This is a genomic window from Epibacterium sp. ABZ3_068 (assembly GCF_056159265.1).
The window spans coordinates 3525304-3546488 of the sequence record NZ_JBSWUV010000001.1 but is presented as its reverse complement, the minus strand read 5'-3'; the positions used below and the strand labels follow the sequence as shown (position 1 = coordinate 3546488).

The window sequence follows — 21185 nt, the reverse complement described above, 5'->3', positions numbered from 1 at the left end:
AATGGGTGGGTGGGGAACCTAGCCGGTTTGGTGGAAAATATTGTTCACTCCAAAATTTTACCAGTTGATAAAAAAATGAAACCTGTCACTCTTTATTCAAAGATAAAGAGACAGGGAGACACCCAATGGCACAGCGCCATCAGGCATCGGGTATCCAGGCGGGCCGTTTGCCCGCAGAGGATATCGCCACGAATTTCGAGGACCTGCATGCACCCTTTGACGCACATGAAGCGGCAGTGGCAGCGGATCGTTGTTACTTCTGCTATGATGCACCATGTATGCAGGCTTGTCCGACATCCATCGACATCCCCCAGTTCATTCGCGAAATCCAAGGGGGGCATCCAACGGCCGCAGCCAAGACCATTTTGGAGCAAAACATCCTGGGTGGAATGTGCGCAAGGGTTTGCCCGACCGAGACGCTTTGCGAAGAGGTCTGCGTGCGGGAAACTGCCGAAGGGAAACCCGTCGAAATTGGCCGCCTGCAACGGTATGCAACCGATGCGCTGATGGTAAAGGGCGCGCAGCCCTTTACCCGTGCTGCGGTCACCGGCAAGAAAGTCGCGGTTGTGGGAGCAGGTCCCGCGGGCCTATCTGCAGCACACCGTTTGGCGATGCTGGGCCATGATGTGGTTCTGTTCGAAGCCAAACCCAAAGCAGGCGGTTTGAACGAATTCGGCATCGCGGCCTATAAATCCACCAATGATTTTGCGGCGCGCGAAGTTGAGTGGCTGCTGCAGCTCGGTGGCATCACTGTGGAATATGGAAAAACGCTGGGCAGTGAACTGTCTTTGGACGGTCTGACCTCGGATTACGACGCGGTGTTCCTGTCCATTGGTCTTGGCGGTGTGAATGCGCTACGGGCAGAAGGTGAGGATAAAGACGGCGTGCGCGATGCGGTGGATTTCATTGCAGAGCTGCGTCAGGCCGACGATCTGACGGAGCTGCCAGTGGGCCGCAATGTCTTGGTGATTGGCGGTGGCATGACGGCGGTGGATGCTGCTGTGCAGTCCAAGCTGTTGGGCGCAGAAAACGTCACCATTGCCTATCGTCGCGGACGAGATGCGATGGGGGCCAGCCGCTTTGAACAGGACCTGGCCGCCTCCAAAGGTGTGAAGCTGATGTTCAACGTGATGCCAAAGGCCATTCACGGAAACGGTGCCGCCCAGGAAATCGAGCTGGAATATACAGAGATCGTGGAGGGCCGGGTCTCAGGTACAGGTGAAACGCTACGCCTGACGGCGGACCAAGTCTTTAAGGCAATTGGTCAAACGCTTGAAGGGCAGCCAGAGACGCTGGATCTGGAAGGCGGGAAGATCAAGGTCGACGCGACGGGACGGACCTCCAAGGCCGGGGTTTGGGCCGGGGGCGACTGCGCCTCGGGGGGCGAAGACCTGACCGTAACCGCCGTGGCCGAAGGCCGCGACGCCGCAATGGATATTCACGCGAGCCTCATGGGCTGAGCCAGCCGGGCCATTCGTTATGGTCCAGGCAAGCATGAAAAGGAGCTTCTAAATGGCTGACCTTACATCAAACTTTCTGGGTATTAAGTCTCCCAACCCGTTCTGGCTGGCGTCCGCGCCGCCGACCGACAAGGAATACAACGTCCGCCGTGCGTTCGAGGCTGGCTGGGGAGGCGTAGTCTGGAAGACCCTCGGAGCCGAGGGCCCGCCGGTTGTCAATGTAAATGGCCCGCGCTACGGCGCGATCTGGGGCGCAGATCGTCGCCTGCTTGGTCTGAACAATATTGAGCTGATCACGGACCGCCCGTTAGAGGTCAATCTTGAAGAGATGACCCGTGTCAAAAAGGACTATCCAGACCGGGCGTTGATCGCTTCGATCATGGTGCCTTGCGAGGAAGAGGCGTGGAAGAAAATCCTGCCCCGTGTTGCTGAAACCAACGCCGACGGGATTGAGCTGAACTTTGGCTGCCCGCATGGGATGGCGGAACGTGGAATGGGCTCTGCTGTGGGGCAGGTGCCGGAATACATTCAGATGGTCACCGAATGGTGCAAGAAATACTATGATCGTCCGGTCATCGTGAAGCTGACGCCAAACATCACCGATATCCGCTATCCGGCGCGGGCTGCGAATGCAGGCAATGCGGATGCGGTTAGCCTGATCAACACCATTAACTCGATCACCTCAGTCAATCTTGACATGATGGCGCCGGAGCCCACCATCGGTGGCAAGGGGACCCATGGTGGGTATTGCGGCCCGGCGGTGAAGCCGATTGCGATGAACATGGTGGCTGAGATTTCACGTGATCCTGAAACCGCCGGTCTGCCGATTTCCGCAATCGGCGGTGTTACCACCTGGCGCGATGCTGCAGAATTCATTGCTCTCGGGGCGGGCAATGTACAGGTTTGTACGGCTGCGATGACCTTTGGTTTTGATGTGGTCAAGGAAATGATCACGGGCCTGTCTGAATGGATGGACGAGAAAGGCTATTCCTCCATCGATGATTTTAAAGGCATGGCCAGCCCAAATGTCACCGACTGGCAATATCTTGACCTGAACTATGTGACCAAGGCCAAGATCAGCGAAGCAGACTGCATTAAATGTGGCCGGTGCTATGCTGCCTGCGAAGACACATCCCACCAGGCGATTGCCATGTCCGAAGACCGTGTTTTCTCGGTCAAGGATGAGGAATGCGTGGCGTGTAATCTGTGTGTGAATGTCTGCCCGGTTGAAGGCTGTATTACCATGGAAGAGGTGCCCGTCGGGGAAGTGGACCAGCGGACCGGCAAGGTTGTCAGCGGCGAATACGGGAATTGGACCACACATCCGAACAATCCGATGGCTGCGGCTGAGTAGGACACAGAAGGGGCGCTGTTGCGCCCCTCCGATCACCAGGCAGCTTTATAGGGATACACGAAAGGGGTCACCCGACCGGGGTCAGAAGACGCTCATACAGGGTTTTCAAAAAATCAGGTGCAGCGTCAAACGGATCTTCTTCTCCCATAAGGGTGCGAACCTGAACATCAAAGTCAGCGTAATGCTGCGTCAGAGACCAGATAGAGAAAAGCAGATGTTTGGAATGCGTGCGGTTCAGTTTGCCCTCGTCCATCCAACGATCAATCACAACCGATTTTTCGTCCACAAGCGCTTTCAAATCGGTCGAAAGCGTTTCCAGCATGCGGGGGGCACCTTGGACAATCTCATTGGCAAACAGGCGGCTTTCGCGCGGAAAATCGCGGCTCATCTCCAGCTTGCGCGCAACATAGGCCTGAATCTCTGCAATCGGTTCGCCGTCAGGGTCCAGCGTGCGCAACGGATCCAGCCAAGTGTCCAGGAGGTCCGAAAGAACGGCTTTGAAGATCGCCTCCTTGGTCGGATAATAGTAAAGCAGGTTCGGCTTGCTCAGCCCGGCAGCTTTGGCAATTTGGTCAACGGTGGATCCTCGAAATCCGTTTTGGGAAAATACGTCCAAAGCCGCGTCAAGGATGGCCGCACGGTTTCGTTTCTGGATCCGGGTGGTGTTCTGGCTGGTGGCCATTTTGGGCAATCCGCTCCTGCTGTCTCGCGCTTTGGACAAGCGCTGTTTTTTTCGTCAGTCACCGGGCCTGGCTGATGTTGGTTTGGGCAAAATGCAGGCATAATCTTGACTAAGGGTTACTCCGTGATAGCGTGAGTTTGACCATGTGGTCAAATAACGGTTTGTTTTGCCGCACCACTACCCCAGCCCGACGCATGAATTTCGGGCATAATCATAATAACGACCCCGGCCACCAAAGTGTCACCGCAAGAGGCCCAGACAATTTGGGGTGCGAGACAGGAAGGAAGCTAAGAATGACCGCGCCAGGAGAAAATTTCAAGATCAATGGCGACAGGCTGTGGGACAGTCTGATGGAGATGGCCCAGATCGGCCCCGGCGTTGCAGGCGGCAATAACCGTCAGACGCTGACCGATGAAGATGCTGAAGGGCGGGCTCTATTCCGGAAATGGTGCGAAGACGCGGGCTGTACCATGGGTGTGGATACAATGGGCAATATGTTTGCCACACGCCCGGGATCGGACCCGGAGGCATTACCGGTCTATGTTGGGTCGCACCTGGATACACAACCAACGGGCGGGAAATACGATGGTGTGCTGGGCGTCTTGGGCGGGCTGGAGCTGATCCGGTCGCTGAATGACCTGAACGTCAAAACGAAGCACCCGATTGTGGTCACCAACTGGACCAATGAAGAGGGCACGCGATTTGCACCTGCCATGCTGGCGTCAGGGGTATTCATCGGCACGCATTCTCAGGAATGGGCCTATGACCGTGAGGATAGCGAAGGAAAGAAATTCGGGGATGAACTGGCCCGGATCGGCTGGAAAGGTGACGAAGAGGTTGGCGCACGCAAGATGCATGCCTTCTTTGAACTTCATATCGAACAGGGCCCCATTCTGGAAGCCGAGGGCAAGGACATCGGCGTTGTCACCCATGGCCAGGGGCTGTGGTGGCTGGAATGCACCGTTACAGGCAAGGATGCCCACACAGGGTCCACCCCAATGAATATGCGTGTCAACGCGGGTCTTGGCATGGCACGGATGACAGAAGCCGCGCACCAGATTGCCATGGCACATCAACCCCATGCGGTTGGTGCGGTGGGACATTGCGATGTCTTCCCGAACTCTCGCAACGTTATTCCGGGCAAGGTTGTCTTTACCGTTGATTTCCGCTCTCCGGATCTGGGCAAGCTGACCTCCATGCGCGACCAGTATGAGGCGAAGGCAAGGGAAATTGCGGATGAGCTGGGTCTTGGGCTGACCATCGAACCCTCGGGGCATTTTGATCCGGTGACGTTTGACGAAGGCTGTGTCACGGCCGTGCGCAATGCAGCGCAACGGTTGGGGCTGAGCCATATGGATCTGGTGTCTGGGGCTGGACATGACGCCTGCTGGATTAACCAGGTTGCGCCGACAGCGATGGTTATGTGCCCGTGTGTGGACGGGCTTTCGCACAATGAAGCGGAAGAGATTACCAAGGACTGGGCTGCAGCGGGCGCCAATGTGTTGTTGCATGCTGTTGCCGAGACGGCAGAGATCCTTGGCTGAATTGGCTAAAACGGGGGCGCTGCCCCCGTACCCCCGAAGTATTTCTGAAAAGATGAAAGCCCGGGTGTTTCAAAAAACGCGTGTCAGAAAACTGGCAGCGACAGGGAGATAGAGATGACAACTGTTATCAAGAACGGCACCGTTGTAACCGCCGATCTGTCCTATAAGGCAGATGTGCTGATCGAAGGCGGCGTGATCATCGAAATTGGCGAAAACCTCAAAGGCGACGAGGTGCTGGATGCCACGGGCTGTTATGTGATGCCGGGCGGGATTGATCCGCACACCCATTTGGAAATGCCTTTTATGGGCACCTATTCCTCGGATGATTTCGAAAGCGGAACCCGTGCTGGTCTGGCGGGGGGAACCACTATGGTGGTGGATTTTGCACTTCCCAATCCAGGTGAAAGCCTGCTGGACGCGCTCAAGCGTTGGGACAATAAATCCACACGCGCGAATTGTGACTATTCGTTCCACATGGCGGTGACCTGGTGGGGAGAGCAGGTCTTTGAGGATATGAAGACCGTTGTCGAACAACGCGGTATCAACACCTTCAAGCATTTCATGGCCTATAAAGGCGCATTGATGGTGAATGATGATGAGATGTATGCCTCGTTCCAGCGGTTGGCGGAGCTGGGTGGTATTGCGATGGTGCATGCCGAGAACGGGGATGTTGTGGCGGAACTGTCGGCCAAATTACTGGCAGAGGGCAATGTAGGCCCCGAAGCCCATGCCTATTCCCGCCCGCCGCAGGTGGAAGGCGAGGCAACCAATCGTGCGATCATGATTGCCGATATGGCAGGCGTGCCGCTTTATGTGGTCCATACCTCCTGTGAAGAGGCGCATGAGGCCATTCGCAGGGCTCGCATGCAGGGCAAACGGGTGTGGGGGGAGCCGCTGATCCAGCACCTGACGCTGGATGACAGTGAATATATGAACGCGGATTGGGACCATGCCGCACGTCGGGTGATGTCGCCCCCGTTCCGCAATAAGCAGCACCAGGATAGCCTTTGGGCGGGCCTTCAATCGGGCTCTCTTTCTGTTGTGGCAACGGATCACTGTGCCTTTACCACGGAACAGAAACGATATGGGGTTGGGGATTTCACCAAGATTCCAAACGGGACTGGCGGATTGGAAGATCGCATGCCGATGCTGTGGACCCATGGGGTGGGCACCGGCCGTCTGACGCCAAATGAATTTGTTGCAGTTACATCCACCAATATCGCCAAGATCCTGAACTGTTATCCCAAAAAAGGTGCGGTCTTGGTCGGGGCAGATGCGGATCTGGTGGTTTGGGATCCGGAAAAGTCGAAGACCATCTCGGCGGGCAGTCAGCAATCGGCTATTGATTACAACGTTTTTGAAGGGCATGAGGTCAAAGGCCTGCCGCGGTTTACACTGACACGCGGCCAGGTGGCCGTTGCCGACGGCGAAATCAAAACCCAGGAAGGCCATGGCAAATTTGTCGAACGCGCGCCAAACACAACTGTGAACAAGGCGCTGTCAACCTGGAAAGAGCTCACAGCGCCGCGCCGGGTTGAGCGCAGCGGAATTCCGGCGACTGGGGTATGAGGGACGTGTTGAGCCAAGCCGAAATCGAGGGTTTTGCAGACGCAAACATCGCCGCTGCTGAACCTGTTGTGCAAGCCCGGGATCTGAACCTAGTGTTCGGATCCGGTGACAGTTCTGTTCATGCGCTAAAGGACGTGAACCTGACGATCAACAAAGGAGATTTTGTCTCGTTCATTGGACCGTCAGGCTGTGGGAAAACCACATTCCTGCGCTGTATCGCAGCACTGGAGCAGCCCACGGGGGGCACGCTGACTGTGAATGGCATGACGCCGGATGAGGCACGCCAGGCGCGTGCTTATGGCTATGTCTTCCAGCACGCGGGGCTTTACCCCTGGCGTACGATTGCCAAGAATACCAAACTCCCGCTTGAGATCATGGGCTATGACAGGGCCGAACAGGAGCGCCGTGTTGCTGAGGTTCTGAAGCTGGTTGAGCTGGACCAGTTTGGGAAAAAGTTCCCCTGGCAGCTGTCCGGCGGCATGCAGCAGCGGGCGTCGATTGCGCGCGCGCTTGCCTTTGATGCGGATATCCTGTTGATGGATGAACCCTTTGGGGCGCTGGATGAAATTGTCCGCGACCATCTGAATGAGCAGCTTTTGCAGCTGTGGGCGCGGACCGATAAGACCATTGGCTTTGTCACCCACTCGATCCCCGAGGCGGTGTATCTGTCGACCAAGATCGTGGTCATGTCGCCCCGACCGGGCCGCATTCACGAGATCATCGACAGCCCGCTGCCCAAAGAGCGTCCCCTGGATATTCGCGACAGTGCGGAATTCATTGAGGTCTCGCACCGTGTCCGTGAAGGGCTGCGGGCCGGGCACGAGGTATGATTATGGTCGCCGAGAATGACGCTGCCGCACGTTTTGTGGCGGCTGCGAATTTAAAGGAAGCGGCCCGCGTCGCACGCCGGGACGGACCTATAAAACCAAGACGAAAGACGCCCACTTTTCGGCAGAAAGTCTTTGGCTTTGTTTTGTTTGCCGCGGCATTTTTGTTGGGGCAGGCAATTGACGGTGCTGTTGAGTTTGAAATCCTGATTGGGGCCAGCGTTTTCGCCGTCCCTTACCTGGTGATTTCTTTCCTTCAGGAGAAGAAGGCAAAGAATGGCGGGGGAACAGGCGTATGAAAACGTTATTCGCTGTTCTTACCGTCGTCGCAGGGATTATTGGGCTCTGGTATCTGGCCTGTGTGCCGATGAACATCAAAGGCGTTCTGGACGCGGCTGAACGGGCAGGGGCGGTGGTGGAACCCGCAACGCCCAAGGCGCGCCGCGATCTTGGCGCGATGGGGCTGGTGGTAAACAACAGCTTTGTCATTGACGAGGTTTGGTCGGTGGACCGTCCGCGCCTGCCTGCGCCGCATCAGGTGGCGATTGAATTGTGGGAGACCACGGTTGAAAAGAAGATCACCTCCAAACGTAGCCTGATCTACCATGGACAGGTGACGTTGTCGGCGACGCTTTTGGGATTTGCCATTGGCACGGGGCTTGGCATCTTGCTGGCTGTTGGGATTGTGCATTCGAAAGTCATGGATATGTCCGTGATGCCCTGGGCCATTGTCAGCCAGACCATTCCGATTATTGCGCTGGCACCGATGATTATTGTTGTGCTTTATTCCATCGGCGTGCAGGGCTTGCTGCCCAAGGCGATCATCGCCGCCTACCTCAGCTTCTTTCCTGTTGTGGTGGGGATGGTCAAAGGGCTACGCAGCCCGGATCATATGCAGTTGGACCTGTTGAAGACCTATAATGCAAATACGGCGCAAGGGTTTTGGAAACTGCGCTTGCCCTCGTCGATGCCTTATCTATTTGCCTCCCTCAAGATCGGGATAGCCGCATCGTTGGTTGGTGCTATCGTGGGCGAGTTGCCAACTGGAGCGGTTGCGGGCTTTGGTGCGCGTCTTCTCGCAGGCAGTTACTACGGCCAGACCGTACAGATCTGGTCCGCTCTCTTTGCAGCGGCCATTCTTGCAGCGGGACTTGTGGCTCTGTTGGGTCTGATGGAGCGGCTGATCCTCAATCGCATGGGGGTAAAGCCATGATCCTGGTTATACTTGCTGTTTTTGTCTGGCTTGCCGGCTGGTGGATCAATGCCAAACTGGCAAATGGGCCGCGCGCTGAGACACGTCTGGTCCAACTGGCGGTCCCTGCGATTTTTGGGGCAACCATTCTGGGCGTATGGGAGCTTTTGGTTCACGGGTTGTCCGTGCCCCTGGTTATTCTGCCGCCCCCCAGCCAGATCGTCACGCGGTTTGCCGATAGCCTGCCGATCCTGTGGGCCGATTTTACCCAAACTATCCTGAAAGGGGCATTGGGCGGGTATATCATGGGCTGTTTGGCTGCGGTTCTGACTGCGATCTTAATAGACCGCAGCGATTTCCTGCGCCGGGGCCTGCTGCCGGTTGGTAACTTTGTCGCCGCGCTGCCGATCGTTGGCACCGCTCCCATTCTGGTGATGTGGTACGGGTTTGATTGGCAGTCCAAGGCCGCCGTCGTTGTGGTGATGATCTTCTTTCCGATGCTGGTCAACACAGTGGCCGGCCTGCGTGAAACCGATGAAATGCAGCGCGACCTGATGCAGACCTATGCGGCGAGCTACTGGCAGAGCTTCTTCAAGCTGCGCTTGCCGGTCGCGCTGCCGTTCATCTTCAATGGCTTGAAAATCTCAACCACATTGGCTCTGATCGGAGCAATTGTTGCGGAGTTTTTTGGCTCGCCGACTGTGGGTATGGGGTTTCGGATCTCGACCAGTGTCGGGCAATTGGCGCTTGATATGGTCTGGGCCGAGATCGTTGTCGCGGCGCTTGCCGGATCGGCGTTTTATGGATTGGTGGCTTCTTTGGAGCGCATGTTCACATTTTGGCATCCGTCCCAGCGCAGCCGCAGTTAAACACCGGGGCAGGCACCTTCACGGCGTGCCTGTTTTTTGGGCGCGTGGCAGAAATAAAGCGACAAAACAATATAATAGCTTTTGCATGTCGATGGCGTCTTGAACCAAGATCTGATCAAAACAATAGGGAGCTAGATCGATGAAGAAATTCCTTGCAGCCACTGCCATAAGCGCGCTGATGGCGGGAACCGCACAGGCCTCGGATGAGGTGACGCTGCAGTTGAAATGGGTGACGCAGGCGCAGTTTGCGGGCTACTACGTGGCGCTCGACAAAGGGTTCTATGAAGAAGAAGACCTGGATGTCACCATTTTGCCCGGCGGCCCGGATATTGCCCCGACACAGGTGATCGCCGGTGGCGGTGCAGATGTGACCGTAGAGTGGATGCCCGCCGCTTTGGCGGCGCGGGAAAAGGGGCTGCCGCTCGTGAATATCGCGCAGCCGTTTAAATCCTCTGGCATGATGCTGACCTGCTGGAAAGACACAGGTATCGCCGAACCGACAGATCTGGCAGACCGCACATTGGGTGTCTGGTTTTTCGGCAATGAATTCCCCTTCATGAGCTGGATGAGCAAGCTGGACATCTCCACCGAAGGCAAATCTGAAACAGGGGTCGAAGTGCTGAAGCAGGGCTTTAACGTCGACCCGCTGCTGCAACGCCAGGCGGATTGCATCTCGACCATGACCTATAATGAGTACTGGCAGGTAATTGATGCCGGTGTTGGAGCGGATGAGCTGGTGACCTTCAAATACGAAGACCAGGGCGTTGCAACGCTGGAAGACGGTCTTTATGTGCTTGAAGAAAAACTGGAAGACCCGGAATTCGTTGGTAAAATGGAGCGTTTTGTCCGCGCCTCGATGAAAGGCTGGAAATATGCCGAAGCCAATCCGGATGAGGCCGCGGAGATCGTTCTGGACAATGATGCATCCGGTGCACAGACCGAAGAACATCAGAAACGGATGATGGGTGAAATTGCAAAACTTACCGCTGGCAGCAATGGCGCGCTGGATGTGGCGGATTATGAACGTACCGTGCAGACGCTGTTGGGCGGTGGATCTGACCCTGTGATCACCAAGGCACCAGAGGGCGCTTGGACCCATGCGATTACAGATGCTGCGTTGAAATAATACTTTTGAAAGTGCTTAATCCAAAACGGCCCCGCTTTTGCGGGGCCGTTTCTTTTTCTTGCTCAGATATTACGTATTGCTACGGTTTTTGATGAGGTCGTCGACGACGGAAGGGTCTGCGAGTGTTGATGTGTCGCCGAGGGATCCGAAGTCGTTTTCGGCGATTTTGCGCAAGATGCGGCGCATGATTTTGCCGGAGCGGGTTTTGGGCAGGCCCGGCGCCCATTGGATCACATCCGGGCTGGCAATCGGGCCGATTTCGGTGCGCACCCAGGTGCGGAGTTCCTTGTAGAGCTCCTCGGAGGGTTCGCGGTCATTCATCAGCGTGACATAGCAGTAAATGCCCTGACCCTTGATCTCATGCGGGTAGCCGACCACGGCGGCCTCGGCCACGGCGGCGTGCGCAACCAGCGCGCTTTCGACCTCGGCCGTGCCCATGCGGTGGCCCGAGACATTGATCACATCATCCACACGGCCCGTGATCCAGTAATCGCCATCCGCGTCGCGGCGGCAGCCGTCACCGGTGAAGTAGTAGTTTTTGTAATCCGAAAAGTAGGTCTTCTCAAACCGGTCGTGATCGCCCCAGACGGTGCGCATCTGACCGGGCCAGCTGTCTTTCATGCATAGAACGCCCTCGACATCATTGCCGGAGATTTCTTCACCCGATTGCGGATCCAGAACCACCGGCTGCACGCCGAAAAACGGCTTCATCGCAGCGCCGGGTTTGGTGGCATGGGCGCCGGGCAGCGGTGTCATCAGATGGCCGCCGGTCTCGGTCTGCCACCAGGTGTCGACAATCGGGCAGCGGCCTTTGCCAACCACATCATTGTACCAGTTCCAGGCCTCGGGATTGATCGGCTCTCCCACGGTGCCCAGGACCTTGAGATCGGAAAGGTCGTATTTCTCAACAAATTCCGTGCCTTGCCCCATCAGCGCGCGAATGGCGGTGGGCGCGGTATAGAATTGGTTGACCTTGTGCTTTTCACACACCGCCCAGAAACGACCCGCATCCGGGTAGGTGGGCACCCCTTCGAACATCAGCGTGGTGGCCCCATTGGCGAGCGGCCCATAGACGATATAGCTGTGGCCGGTCACCCAGCCCACATCCGCCGTACACCAGTAAACGTCGCCGTCGTGGTAATCAAAGGTCACCTCATGGGTCAGTGCGGCATAGACCAGATAGCCGCCGGTGGTGTGCACAACCCCCTTGGGCTGGCCGGTGGAGCCAGAGGTATAGAGGATGAACAGCGGGTCTTCGGCGTTCATTTCTGCAGGTTTGCAGTAGTCATTCGCCTCCAGCGCCATTTCATTATAATCAAAGTCACGATCGTCGACCCAGGTGGTCTGACCACCGGTGCGTTTGACCACCAGACATTTGACGTCTTCCTTGCAATGCAGCAAAGCGGCATCGGCATTGGACTTCAGCGGCGTCTTGCGCCCGCCGCGTGGGGCTTCATCGGCGGTGATGATCAGCTTGGCATCGGATCCGTTGACACGCGCGGCCAGCGCATCGGGGGAGAAGCCGGCAAACACAATCGAATGGATCGCGCCGATGCGCGCACAGGCCAGCATCGCATAGGCGGCTTCGGGGATCATCGGAAGATAGAGCACCACGCGCTCGCCTTTGCGCACGCCCAGGGTCTCCAGCACATTGGCCATGCGGCAGACGCTGGTGTGCAGCTGCTTATAGGTGATATGCTGGGCGGCCTCGTTTGGATCATCGGGTTCAAAGATGATCGCAGTCTGATCGCCGCGGGTTTCAAGATGGCGGTCGATGCAGTTGGCCGCTACATTCAGCGTGCCATCGGCAAACCAGTTGATCGACACATTGCCCGGCGCAAAGCTCACATCCTTGACCTGAGTAAACGGCTTGATCCAATCCACCCGCTTCGCCTGCTCGCCCCAGAACCCTTCAGGGTCAGAAACAGAGGCCGTGTACAGGTCTTGGTATTTTTCCGCGTTCACATGTGCGTTGGCCACAATGTCCTGAGCGGGTGCAAATGTTTTTCCCGGGTCCATCGTCATTAACTGTTCCTCCCAAACCTGTTCGCTTTGATCAACGCGGGACCTGCAGCTCTGAGGTGCGGTGCGTCGATGCATGAGTTCTCGCGGTGCAGCATAGATAGAGCAGCATTTGGAAGGAACTACAATTTAAGTCGTACAAAATCCGGCCTCCTCGCCTTTTCAGCCGGTGGGACTATTGAAGTGGCGCAGAAACCTGACACACAGGCGGTCGACGCAGGCATGAAGCGCCATTGTAAAGGCCGCGAGTACCAGAAGGGCGGCAAACATCAGGTCAATCTTGGCGCGACCGTTGGCCAGAAGCATCAGGTAGCCAAGTCCTTTTGATGCGCCGACCCATTCTCCGATGATGGCGCCAATTGGCGCGTAAACGGCTGCGAGCCTTATGCCGGAGGCAAAGCCCGGAAGAGCCGCAGGGATGCGGATTTGGCGCATGATCTGCCATTTGCTGGCCCCCATGACCTGAGCCAGGCCCAACCAACCTTGGGGCGTCCGCATCAAGGCGTCAAAGAAGGCCGATGTGACAGGGAAGAAGATAATCAGCAGCGCCATCGAGATCTTGGACAACAGCCCATAACCAAGCCAAAGCGTCAGCAAGGGTGCAAGAGCAAAGACCGGAATCGTCTGCGAGAACACCAATAGCGGACGGACCAATGCCTGTGCCATATTGGAACTCGCCAGCCAGATTGCCGTTACGCCGCCGATCATCGCGCCGAGCACAAGACCCGCGAGAACTTCGAAAATGGTAATCAACGCATGTTCAAACAGCAAAGCGCGGCTCTTCCACAGGGTTTCGGCCACCAGAGCCGGGGCGGGCAGAATGAACCTGGGCAGGTCAAACAGGATGACCGCACCCTGCCATATGGCAAGACCAAGCAAGATGGAAAGGGATAGGCGCATTCCGCTGATCATGTTTTGGATGACTTTTCCGCCACAACAAACCCGGCCCAGGCCGCATCAAAGAACGCGCGCTCCAGTGTGACTGCTTCTGAAAACAGAGCCGTGACCTGGTCCTGTTCAACGGGGGCCAATGTTGCCCAAACGCCATCAAGCTGTTCACGTAAGTAGCTCACGACGCCTTCAAAGCCGGGCCCTGTGTGAAGGGTGATCCATTCGCCAAACCAAAACGGAAGATGCTCTGCTCTATCTTCCAAAGGAGAAGCCCAGCTGAGGTAAACCCATTCCGCCACGACAAGAACGGCGAGCATGTTTTGGTATTTCCCTGAAAGGCGCGCCTGTTTCATCAGGTCGAGAAAGGCCAAAGTCTGTGGCGCCGCTGGGGCCGATTCTGGAGCGCCAAGTGCGGCTAGACTGCGCTGAAAATACGTGTTCTCGGGACCGGTGACCACCGCAAGGAACTGCGCCGCAGGCACAGCATCGGCAAGGCTTGGAGCGTTTGATATTGCAGCGGCGAGTAGGCGGACGAATTCCTCAACAAACAGGTAATCCTGTTGGAGATAACCGCGCATTTTATCGAGGTCCAATGTGCCTTTGCCCAACGCCGCCGTGAAAGGGTGGCATGTCGCCGCTTGCCAATCGCCATTGCATTTGTCTCTGAGGTGGTCCGTTGCGCGCATCAGCTTTCCTGTCTGAGTAGGTTCAAAAGCTCGGCCTGGAGCTGAAAAACGTCGTTGCTGTCTACAGGCCGTGGAGTTGAAAGGTCGGGGGTGGGGATGTGTTTCAATCCCTTGGAGGTCAGAACCAGGATTTGGTGGCCAAGCCGGGCGGCTTCCGCAGGGTCATGGGTCACATGTAAAACGGTTCGTCCGGTTAAAACCTCAGCTGCCAGATCCTGCATATCGGCACGGGTGCGGGCGTCCAGTGCAGAAAAGGGTTCATCCAAAAGAACGATGGGGCGGTCTTCCATCAGCGTGCGGGCCAGGGCCACCCGCTGGCGTTGACCGCCTGACAGCTCTGCCGGGCGTTTTCCAAGGTGTGCGGCCAATCCGACCTCTGTTAACAGCAATTTTGCGCGGCTCAGGTCGCGTGCTTCTCCGCGCAGACCAGCCCCAAGCGAGACATTGCGTGGGAGATCAAGCCAGGGCAGCAACAGATCTTCCTGCGCCATCAGGGCAATGCGGCCATCGAGCGTTTCACTGTCTGATGCGCCAAAATAGCCGTCAAAATCCACACCAGTGGCCAGTCCCGCCAGAAGGTTCACAATGGTGCTTTTGCCAACGCCGGACGGCCCCAACAAGCAGGTCCAGCGTCCGGCGGGGATGGTAATCTCTACCGGGCCGAACAAACGGGCCTGCCCGATTGATGAGCTGCCGTGCACATAGAGGTCCGGCGCGGGGGTCAAGGGGCCAGCCCCATATCCCAGAACCCAACCTCCAGCCGCGTCGCCACAGTGAAGCGATGACACAGGGTATTCCATCGGGGGCTTTTTTCCGGTGTGTTTCCCAAACGGCGGGAAACCGCAGTATCAAGCAATTCACCAACCGTCGCGCAAACCCCCTGATAGGCGTCACTGGCGTAGGTGTCGATCCAGTCCTGATAGGGGGTTGTTTCGGCTTCCGCCTTGAGACGCCGACCGATCTCTCCATAGCCCATCACGCAGGGTGCCAAAGCAGCTAGAAGATCAAGGAAATCCCCGGAATGGCCTGCATCCAGAACATAGCGTGTATAGGCGAGGTTTTCGGTGCGCTCTTCGGCCTTGGCCAGATCCGCTTCGGAAATGCCTGCTTCGGCGCAGATGCCGATATGCAGCTTCATTTCCTCATCAATCAGCGCGTTGACCGTTGCCGCACACAGGCGCATTTCGTCAATCGTCTCCGCTTTGGTGACGGCCAAAGCCCAGGCACGGGAGAAATGGATCAAGAAGATGTAGTCCTGCACCAGATAGTGCAGGAAGGCTGCGCGGGGCAGGGTGCCGTCGCGCATGGTTTCGACAAAGCTGTGGCGGGTGTAGGCAGACCAGGTGTCCCCGGCCGCCGTACGCCATTTGCCAAAAGTGGTGCCGTAGTCAGGCATCATTCGCCCAGATCCACAGCCAGATCGCCAACCGCCTTGATTTCGTCAATCAGGCCAGCGTCGTGCAGAAAGGCTTCGAAACGCGCATAACGCCCTTCGTCCAGTGCTTCGGGACGCAGAGCAAAACGGGGCAGGGTGTCAACCCAGGCTTTTGCGTTCAGCTCATCCTGCAGTTCGGTCGACGTCGCGGCAAAGATCTCCCAACTTTCTTCCGGGTGGTTCACGATATACTGCGTTGCCTTTTCGGTCGCAGCCATAAACCGGCGCAGCATGTCTTTGTCCATCAGCTCGGGATTGGCGACATAGATCAGCTCGTCATAGGACGGCAGGCCTTCTTCTTCGATATAGAAACAGCGCCCTTCTACACCTTCGATCTCCATCTGGTTCAGTTCAAAGTTGCGATATGCACCAATAACCGCATCGACCTGACCAGACATCAAGGACGGGGACAGGGACCAGTTCACGTTGACAAGTTCAACATCCTCATAGGCCACCCCATGGGTGCCCAGAACCGTTCCCAAAAGCGCTTCTTCGACACCAGCAACGGAGAAGCCGATTTTCTTGCCTTTGAGATCGGAAATTTCCTGGATCGGTCCGTCTTTCAGAACCAGAAGACAGTTCAAAGGGGTTGCAACCAGAGTGCCGACGCGTTTCAGAGGCAGGCCCTCCGCAACTTGCAAGTGCAGTTGAGGCTGGTAGGAAATCGCAAGTTCGGCCTTTCCCGCAGCGGCCAGTTTCGGAGGATCTGCCGGGTCCGCGGGAGCGATGATTTCGACCTCAAGATCCTGATCGGCAAAGTAGCCATTCTCCTGTGCGATAATGATCGGGCCGTGGTCGGGATTGATGAACCAATCCAGCAACAGCGTCATCTTGTCGGTGGCAAAGGCAGGGCTGGCCACCATCAGGGCGAGGGCGGCTGTCAGGGTTGTTTTCATGAGGTTTCCTCCGAAGTCTGGCTTTGGTCTCCCAAAGCGATCATGGCAATGGGGCCCGTGTGGTGCCGGGCCATATGTTCAGCCGCGGCCCAGGCACGAAGGCCGGACCGGCAGCACAGAAGCAGACGCTGATCCGCTGCGGGTTGGGGGGGCATCTGCGCGAGTTCTTCAACAGACAGGCGCAGCGCGTCCGGATGCGCCAGGGGTCCTTCCTCTGGGCTGCGCAGGTCGATGACAAAATCCGCGTCCGTGATGTCAGATGGTGCGACAAATTCCGGGCGATGATCCGGTTCAGGGGCGGTGTCGAACCGAAACCCGCCAAACCGGAAATCGCGCGCATCAAAGGTCACCAACTGGCCCAAGGGACTGGGGTCCTGACCCGTCAGAACCGCAATTGCCATCTGGGCCTGAAGCGTTGCAATCACACCCACCACAGGGCCCAGAACGCCCAAGGTCGCACATGTGCCCGCCGCACGCGGCAGATCAGGAAAAAGGGCGCGCAACGACGGGGCTGTGTCACAGAACCCGCCGACATAGCCGTCCATGCCCACCACAGAGGCGCTGATAAGTGGTAGATGCATCTTTTGACAAACGTCAGACGCGACATAACTGGCGGCGAAACTGTCGGCGCAATCCAAAACCAGATCCATGCCATCACACAAAGTCTGTGCCGTATCCGGTGCAAAGCGCGCTAGATGGGGAATGGCGCGGCATGTCGCATTCAGCGCCTTGAGATGTGCGGCGGCAGCTTGTGCTTTGGGGGTTCCAACATCGCTTTCACGAAACAGAGTTTGGCGGTGCAGGTTCGAGAGTTCCACTGTATCCGGGTCAACAATATTAATCTCTCCGACGCCTGCGCCGACCAGATAAGGAAGCAACGGTGCTGCCAACCCGCCGACGCCAATCACCAGCACTCGCGCGTTTTCCAGCGCGGTTTGTCCAGCCCGGCCAAATTCAGGCACAGCGATCTGGCGGGCATAGCGGGTCATCCGCAGGTCTCCAGCCATTGGCGCACGCGCGCCTCTGGATCAGCATTCAAGGTAATATCTGTCACGGCTGACACCACATCAGCCCCCGCATCAAACGCACCGGCCGCGCGTTCAACACTCATGCCGCCGATGGCGATCAGGGGCGTATCTGCGATCCGCTCCTTCCATTCTGTCAGCTTTTCAACACCTTGTTGGTGCCACTTCATCTTTTTGAGAATTGTCGGATAAACGGGACCAAGCGCCACATAGTCGGGCGAACAGGCCATGGCGCGATCCAGTTCAGGTATGTCATGGGTGGACAGGCCCAATTTCAGCCCAGCCGCCTTGATTGCAGCAATGTTGGCGGTGTCCAGATCTTCCTGACCCAGATGCAGCCAGTCGCAGTCCAATTCGATCGCCAGTTTCCAGTAATCATTCACAACCATGATCGCATCATGCGCGCGACACAGATCCCGACCGGCGATCAATTGCGCGCGCACTTCCGCTTCGGGCTGGTCCTTGATCCTGAGTTGCACCAGCTTGATCCCCAGAGGGACCAGACGTTCCAGCCAGTCGACATGATCAAAAATTGGATAAAATCGGGGCAGCGACATCACAGGAACGCCTTTCCGATCAGGGGGGTGGAGGGGGCCGCCATATCGCGGGGTTCCATCGGATCCGCCTCATAAGCCATGCGGCCCGACACGACGGCCTGTGCAAAGCCTTCGGCCATCAAAGCAGGATCGCCTGCCTTGGCCACAGCGGTATTCAGCAGGACCGCGTCAAACCCCATTTCCATAGCGGCTGCAGCCTGGCTTGGCAGACCAAGGCCTGCATCAATCACCATCGGCACATCCGGGAATTGCGCCCGGATGGTGCGCAGACCGTAAATGTTTGAAAGCCCCAGTCCCGATCCAATTGGCGCGCCCCAGGGCATCAGAACTTCACATCCCGCGTGCAGCAGCTTTTCCCCCAAGATCAGATCCTCGGTGGTGTAAGGAAAGACTTTAAACCCATCATCAGACAGGATTTTTGCGGCCTCTACCAAGGCAAACGGATCGGGTTGCAACGTATCCATGTGGCCGATGACTTCCAGTTTGATCCAATCCGTATCAAACAGTTCGCGCGCCATATGGGCTGTTGTCACGGCCTCGCGGACAGAATGGCAGCCTGCGGTATTGGGTAAAACAGCGACACCCAGATCCTTGATAAGATCCCAAAACGCATTGCCGGCTTTGTCGGCACCAGCCTCGCGCCGCACCGACACCGTGGCAATCCCGGCACCGGAACGTCTGAACGCATCTGCCAGAATGGCCGGAGAGGGATACTGCGCAGTGCCCAGCATCAAGCGGGATGAGATTTCGGTTCCATAAAACGTTGTCATCTTGGTTCTCCTCAACCGCCCTGACGGGGCGCGACAACTTCCAGCCGATCACCATCGGACAGCTGTGTCGCTCTGCGCAGCCCAACCGGTACAAACTCTTCGTTGACGGCAGTGGCCACTTTGGCCTCGCCATACCCGAGTTCAAGCAACGCATCGGCCAAACTGCCGGCCGCAAGCGTTTTCAGCTCACCATTCACCGTGATCTTCATCCATCATCTCCGGTTTGATGTCGTCGCAGATCAGATCTGCAACCTGGCGCGCCATCGCAGGCGCAAGGAGGTAGCCGTGGCGGAACATGCCGTTGACAAAAATCCGCTGCCCTCGACGGCGGATACGGGGCAGGTTGTTTGCAAAGGCAGGGCGCGCGTCGACGCCGATTTCCAGAATCTCGGCCTCGCCAAAGGCCGGGTGCAGGGCAAAAGCCGCCGTCAAAAGCTCTAGGGTCGACCGAACAGTCGGCCGCGTGCGCTCACCGCTTTCGATCTGAGTCGCCCCCAGCATGAACACCCCATCGCCGCGCGGCACCACATACAGCGGGAAGCGCGGGTGAAGCAGGCGCACAGGTCGGTGCAGTTTCACTTCAGGGCTGCGCAGGATGACCATTTCACCTTTGACACCGCGCAAATCGGTCAACTCGTTCTGGGCGGCAAGGCCGCGACAGTCGATAATGCGGCCTTCGGAGGGCTGTTCAGACGTGAATTCCACATCGCGGGCTACCAAACCGTCCCACAGCTCCGCCAAGGCGGCGCGCGGCGTAATATGGGCCTCTTGTTCAAAGACCAGCGCTTCGGAAAACCGTCCGGCCAGATCCGGTTCCAGCTCGGCAATGGCATGGCTATCAACGGACCTATGGCCATCGGTGCGGCGCGCAAACCGGTCAAGCTCGCGCCGGTCACGCCCCAGGGCCACCACAAGCGAGCCATTGCGGATCACCCGCACGCCTTGCCGTTCCCACCAGTCAGCGGCCTCCTGGCCCAGGCGGACCACCGGCTCTTCGGCGCTTTCGCCCTCGCAAAACGGGGCAAGCATACCAGCAGCCCACCAGGAACAGGCCTGCGGGCCCGGCGCTTCGCCTTTTTCACAGACCCGCACAGGCACCCCGCGCGCAGTCAACTCAGTTGCCACACACAGGCCAACAATGCCCCCGCCCAGGATTGTGATCGGGGCGGTCATGTCCAGACCTCGTGGAAGTGGTGTACGGGGCCGTGCCCGTGACCGATGTTGATTTGATCAGCGGCTTTAATCGCCGTATGAAGCCAGCTGTGAGCCCTTTGAACGGCTACGGGCAGAGGCTGTCCCTTGGCAAGTTCAGCTGCAATTGCGGAGGACAAGGTACAGCCGGTGCCATGGGTATTGGGCGTATCAATGCGCGGCGCGGAAAATTCCAAAACGTCTCCTGCGGTAACCAGCCGGTCAATACAGGTTCTCCCTGCTGCGTGACCGCCTTTCATCAGAACCGCCTTGGCGCCCATTTCACACAGGCTGCGTCCCTGAGCCAGCGTGACCTTTTCGTCGCCCGCGTCTTCGGTTCCCAGGAGACTCGCTGCTTCGGGAAGGTTCGGTGTCAGAACCGTAGCCCGTGGCAGCAGATATGTCCGAAGCGCTGCCACGGCGTCTTCGGCCAGCAATGCATCGCCGGATTTTGCCACCATGACCGGGTCCAGAACAATTGGCCCATCATAGGACTTAAGCGCGTCGGCAACCTCTTGAATGACGGCAACAGTGGCCAGCATTCCGATCTTGATCGCGCCGATTTCGATGTCGTCCAAAACCGCAGCGATCTGCGCTGCAATCATCCCCGGAGCGGTGGCTTCGACCCGTGTCACGGTCTGCGTGTTCTGGGCCGTCAGTGCGGTTATGGCGGAACAGCCAAAGACGCCAAGGGCTGAAAAGGTTTTGAGGTCGGCTTGAATTCCTGCACCACCACCGCTGTCTGATCCTGCGATGGTCAGTGCTGCCACTGCCTGCCTTGTGTGCTGCAATGTGTCATGCCCCATTAAGGCGCCTTTCTTTCATGCAGCGCGGCGACTTTTGGGGAAACGAAAGGGGGTGAACGTCCACAAACTGTGGTTTGGTTCAATCTCCGTTCCCTACGCCGGCACTGCCCGGATCAGGTTCGATGGGTTGGTCACGACCTCTCAGCCCACAATGAAGGGGCACCCCAACGGATGTGGGGGCGACCCTAGGGGAGAACCTGTAAGTTTGGCAAGGGCGAAATGTCCTGTAGGAGAAGTTACGTTAACCCAACGTGATACGGGTCAGCGGGGAACTGGCAGTGGG

At 57.4% G+C, this 21185-nt stretch carries 22 protein-coding genes and 1 riboswitch; of the genes, 9 read left to right on the top strand and 13 right to left on the bottom strand.

Going from position 1 to position 21185, the window contains the following annotated elements; genetic code table 11:
- Positions 1 to 125: 125 nt before the first annotated feature.
- Together ACXAEW_RS16950 and preA are read left to right on the top strand one after the other, a co-directional pair.
- Positions 126 to 1460, top strand: a complete 1335-nt coding sequence (locus tag ACXAEW_RS16950) for an NAD(P)-dependent oxidoreductase (RefSeq protein ID WP_474942445.1) — start codon at positions 126 to 128, stop codon at positions 1458 to 1460.
- A gap of 52 nt (positions 1461 to 1512) precedes the next feature.
- Positions 1513 to 2814: an NAD-dependent dihydropyrimidine dehydrogenase subunit PreA gene (gene preA / locus ACXAEW_RS16945; RefSeq protein ID WP_474942444.1), complete on the top strand. Its 1302-nt coding sequence runs from the start codon at positions 1513 to 1515 to the stop codon at positions 2812 to 2814.
- Positions 2815 to 2881: 67 nt separating this feature from the next.
- Here preA and ACXAEW_RS16940 read toward each other — a convergent pair whose 3' ends face one another.
- Complete coding sequence (locus ACXAEW_RS16940; protein WP_474942443.1) at positions 2882 to 3496, bottom strand: TetR family transcriptional regulator C-terminal domain-containing protein; 615 nt, start codon at positions 3494 to 3496, stop codon at positions 2882 to 2884.
- A gap of 293 nt (positions 3497 to 3789) precedes the next feature.
- Between ACXAEW_RS16940 and ACXAEW_RS16935 the strand changes: the two genes are divergently transcribed.
- The 7 genes from ACXAEW_RS16935 (at position 3790) to ACXAEW_RS16905 (ending at position 10623) form a co-directional block, all read left to right on the top strand.
- On the top strand, positions 3790 to 5040 hold the full coding sequence (locus ACXAEW_RS16935; RefSeq protein WP_474942442.1) for a Zn-dependent hydrolase: 1251 nt from the start codon (positions 3790 to 3792) through the stop codon (positions 5038 to 5040).
- Between the two features lie 114 nt (positions 5041 to 5154).
- Positions 5155 to 6609, top strand: coding sequence for a dihydropyrimidinase (gene hydA / locus ACXAEW_RS16930; protein WP_474942441.1), 1455 nt, complete (start codon positions 5155 to 5157; stop codon positions 6607 to 6609).
- The gene (locus tag ACXAEW_RS16925; protein WP_474942440.1) at positions 6606 to 7439 is read left to right on the top strand and encodes an ABC transporter ATP-binding protein; all 834 of its coding nucleotides are present in this window, start codon (positions 6606 to 6608) and stop codon (positions 7437 to 7439) included. Before hydA ends, ACXAEW_RS16925 begins: the two co-directional genes overlap by 4 nt.
- Positions 7436 to 7735, top strand: a complete 300-nt coding sequence (locus tag ACXAEW_RS16920) for a hypothetical protein (RefSeq protein ID WP_474942439.1) — start codon at positions 7436 to 7438, stop codon at positions 7733 to 7735. Before ACXAEW_RS16925 ends, ACXAEW_RS16920 begins: the two co-directional genes overlap by 4 nt.
- Entirely contained in the window at positions 7732 to 8649 is a 918-nt protein-coding gene (locus tag ACXAEW_RS16915) for an ABC transporter permease (RefSeq protein ID WP_474942438.1), read from the top strand. Before ACXAEW_RS16920 ends, ACXAEW_RS16915 begins: the two co-directional genes overlap by 4 nt.
- Positions 8646 to 9497 (top strand): ABC transporter permease, encoded by an 852-nt coding sequence (locus tag ACXAEW_RS16910; protein ID WP_474942437.1) that lies wholly within the window; start codon positions 8646 to 8648, stop codon positions 9495 to 9497. Before ACXAEW_RS16915 ends, ACXAEW_RS16910 begins: the two co-directional genes overlap by 4 nt.
- Positions 9498 to 9636: 139 nt before the next feature.
- On the top strand, positions 9637 to 10623 hold the full coding sequence (locus ACXAEW_RS16905) for an ABC transporter substrate-binding protein (RefSeq protein ID WP_474942436.1): 987 nt from the start codon (positions 9637 to 9639) through the stop codon (positions 10621 to 10623).
- 69 nt (positions 10624 to 10692) lie between these two features.
- Here the strand turns inward: ACXAEW_RS16905 and acs are convergent, their stop codons facing one another.
- From acs to thiD, 12 genes are all read right to left on the bottom strand, one after another.
- Positions 10693 to 12648 (bottom strand): acetate--CoA ligase, encoded by a 1956-nt coding sequence (gene acs / locus ACXAEW_RS16900; RefSeq protein ID WP_474942435.1) that lies wholly within the window; start codon positions 12646 to 12648, stop codon positions 10693 to 10695.
- A gap of 159 nt (positions 12649 to 12807) precedes the next feature.
- Positions 12808 to 13545: an ABC transporter permease gene (locus tag ACXAEW_RS16895; RefSeq protein WP_474942434.1), complete on the bottom strand. Its 738-nt coding sequence runs from the start codon at positions 13543 to 13545 to the stop codon at positions 12808 to 12810.
- A gap of 8 nt (positions 13546 to 13553) precedes the next feature.
- The gene (locus ACXAEW_RS16890; protein ID WP_474942433.1) at positions 13554 to 14222 is read right to left on the bottom strand and encodes a TenA family protein; all 669 of its coding nucleotides are present in this window, start codon (positions 14220 to 14222) and stop codon (positions 13554 to 13556) included.
- Positions 14222 to 14947, bottom strand: coding sequence for an ABC transporter ATP-binding protein (locus ACXAEW_RS16885; protein ID WP_474943057.1), 726 nt, complete (start codon positions 14945 to 14947; stop codon positions 14222 to 14224). The genes ACXAEW_RS16890 and ACXAEW_RS16885 overlap by 1 nt, the downstream gene beginning before the upstream one ends.
- The gene (gene tenA / locus ACXAEW_RS16880) at positions 14944 to 15621 is read right to left on the bottom strand and encodes a thiaminase II (protein WP_474942432.1); all 678 of its coding nucleotides are present in this window, start codon (positions 15619 to 15621) and stop codon (positions 14944 to 14946) included. Before tenA ends, ACXAEW_RS16885 begins: the two co-directional genes overlap by 4 nt.
- Positions 15618 to 16553, bottom strand: coding sequence for an ABC transporter substrate-binding protein (locus tag ACXAEW_RS16875; protein ID WP_474942431.1), 936 nt, complete (start codon positions 16551 to 16553; stop codon positions 15618 to 15620). Before ACXAEW_RS16875 ends, tenA begins: the two co-directional genes overlap by 4 nt.
- Complete coding sequence (locus tag ACXAEW_RS16870; RefSeq protein WP_474942430.1) at positions 16550 to 17542, bottom strand: ThiF family adenylyltransferase; 993 nt, start codon at positions 17540 to 17542, stop codon at positions 16550 to 16552. Before ACXAEW_RS16870 ends, ACXAEW_RS16875 begins: the two co-directional genes overlap by 4 nt.
- Positions 17539 to 18135, bottom strand: coding sequence for a thiamine phosphate synthase (locus ACXAEW_RS16865; RefSeq protein ID WP_474942429.1), 597 nt, complete (start codon positions 18133 to 18135; stop codon positions 17539 to 17541). Before ACXAEW_RS16865 ends, ACXAEW_RS16870 begins: the two co-directional genes overlap by 4 nt.
- Positions 18135 to 18905: a thiazole synthase gene (locus ACXAEW_RS16860; protein ID WP_474942428.1), complete on the bottom strand. Its 771-nt coding sequence runs from the start codon at positions 18903 to 18905 to the stop codon at positions 18135 to 18137. Before ACXAEW_RS16860 ends, ACXAEW_RS16865 begins: the two co-directional genes overlap by 1 nt.
- Before the next feature lie 11 nt (positions 18906 to 18916).
- Positions 18917 to 19114, bottom strand: coding sequence for a sulfur carrier protein ThiS (gene thiS / locus ACXAEW_RS16855; RefSeq protein ID WP_474942427.1), 198 nt, complete (start codon positions 19112 to 19114; stop codon positions 18917 to 18919).
- Positions 19092 to 20078: an FAD-dependent oxidoreductase gene (locus ACXAEW_RS16850; protein ID WP_474942426.1), complete on the bottom strand. Its 987-nt coding sequence runs from the start codon at positions 20076 to 20078 to the stop codon at positions 19092 to 19094. Before ACXAEW_RS16850 ends, thiS begins: the two co-directional genes overlap by 23 nt.
- The gene (thiD, locus tag ACXAEW_RS16845; protein WP_474942425.1) at positions 20075 to 20902 is read right to left on the bottom strand and encodes a bifunctional hydroxymethylpyrimidine kinase/phosphomethylpyrimidine kinase; all 828 of its coding nucleotides are present in this window, start codon (positions 20900 to 20902) and stop codon (positions 20075 to 20077) included. Before thiD ends, ACXAEW_RS16850 begins: the two co-directional genes overlap by 4 nt.
- 73 nt (positions 20903 to 20975) lie before the next feature.
- Positions 20976 to 21079: riboswitch (TPP riboswitch) on the bottom strand.
- Positions 21080 to 21185: the final 106 nt, after the last annotated feature.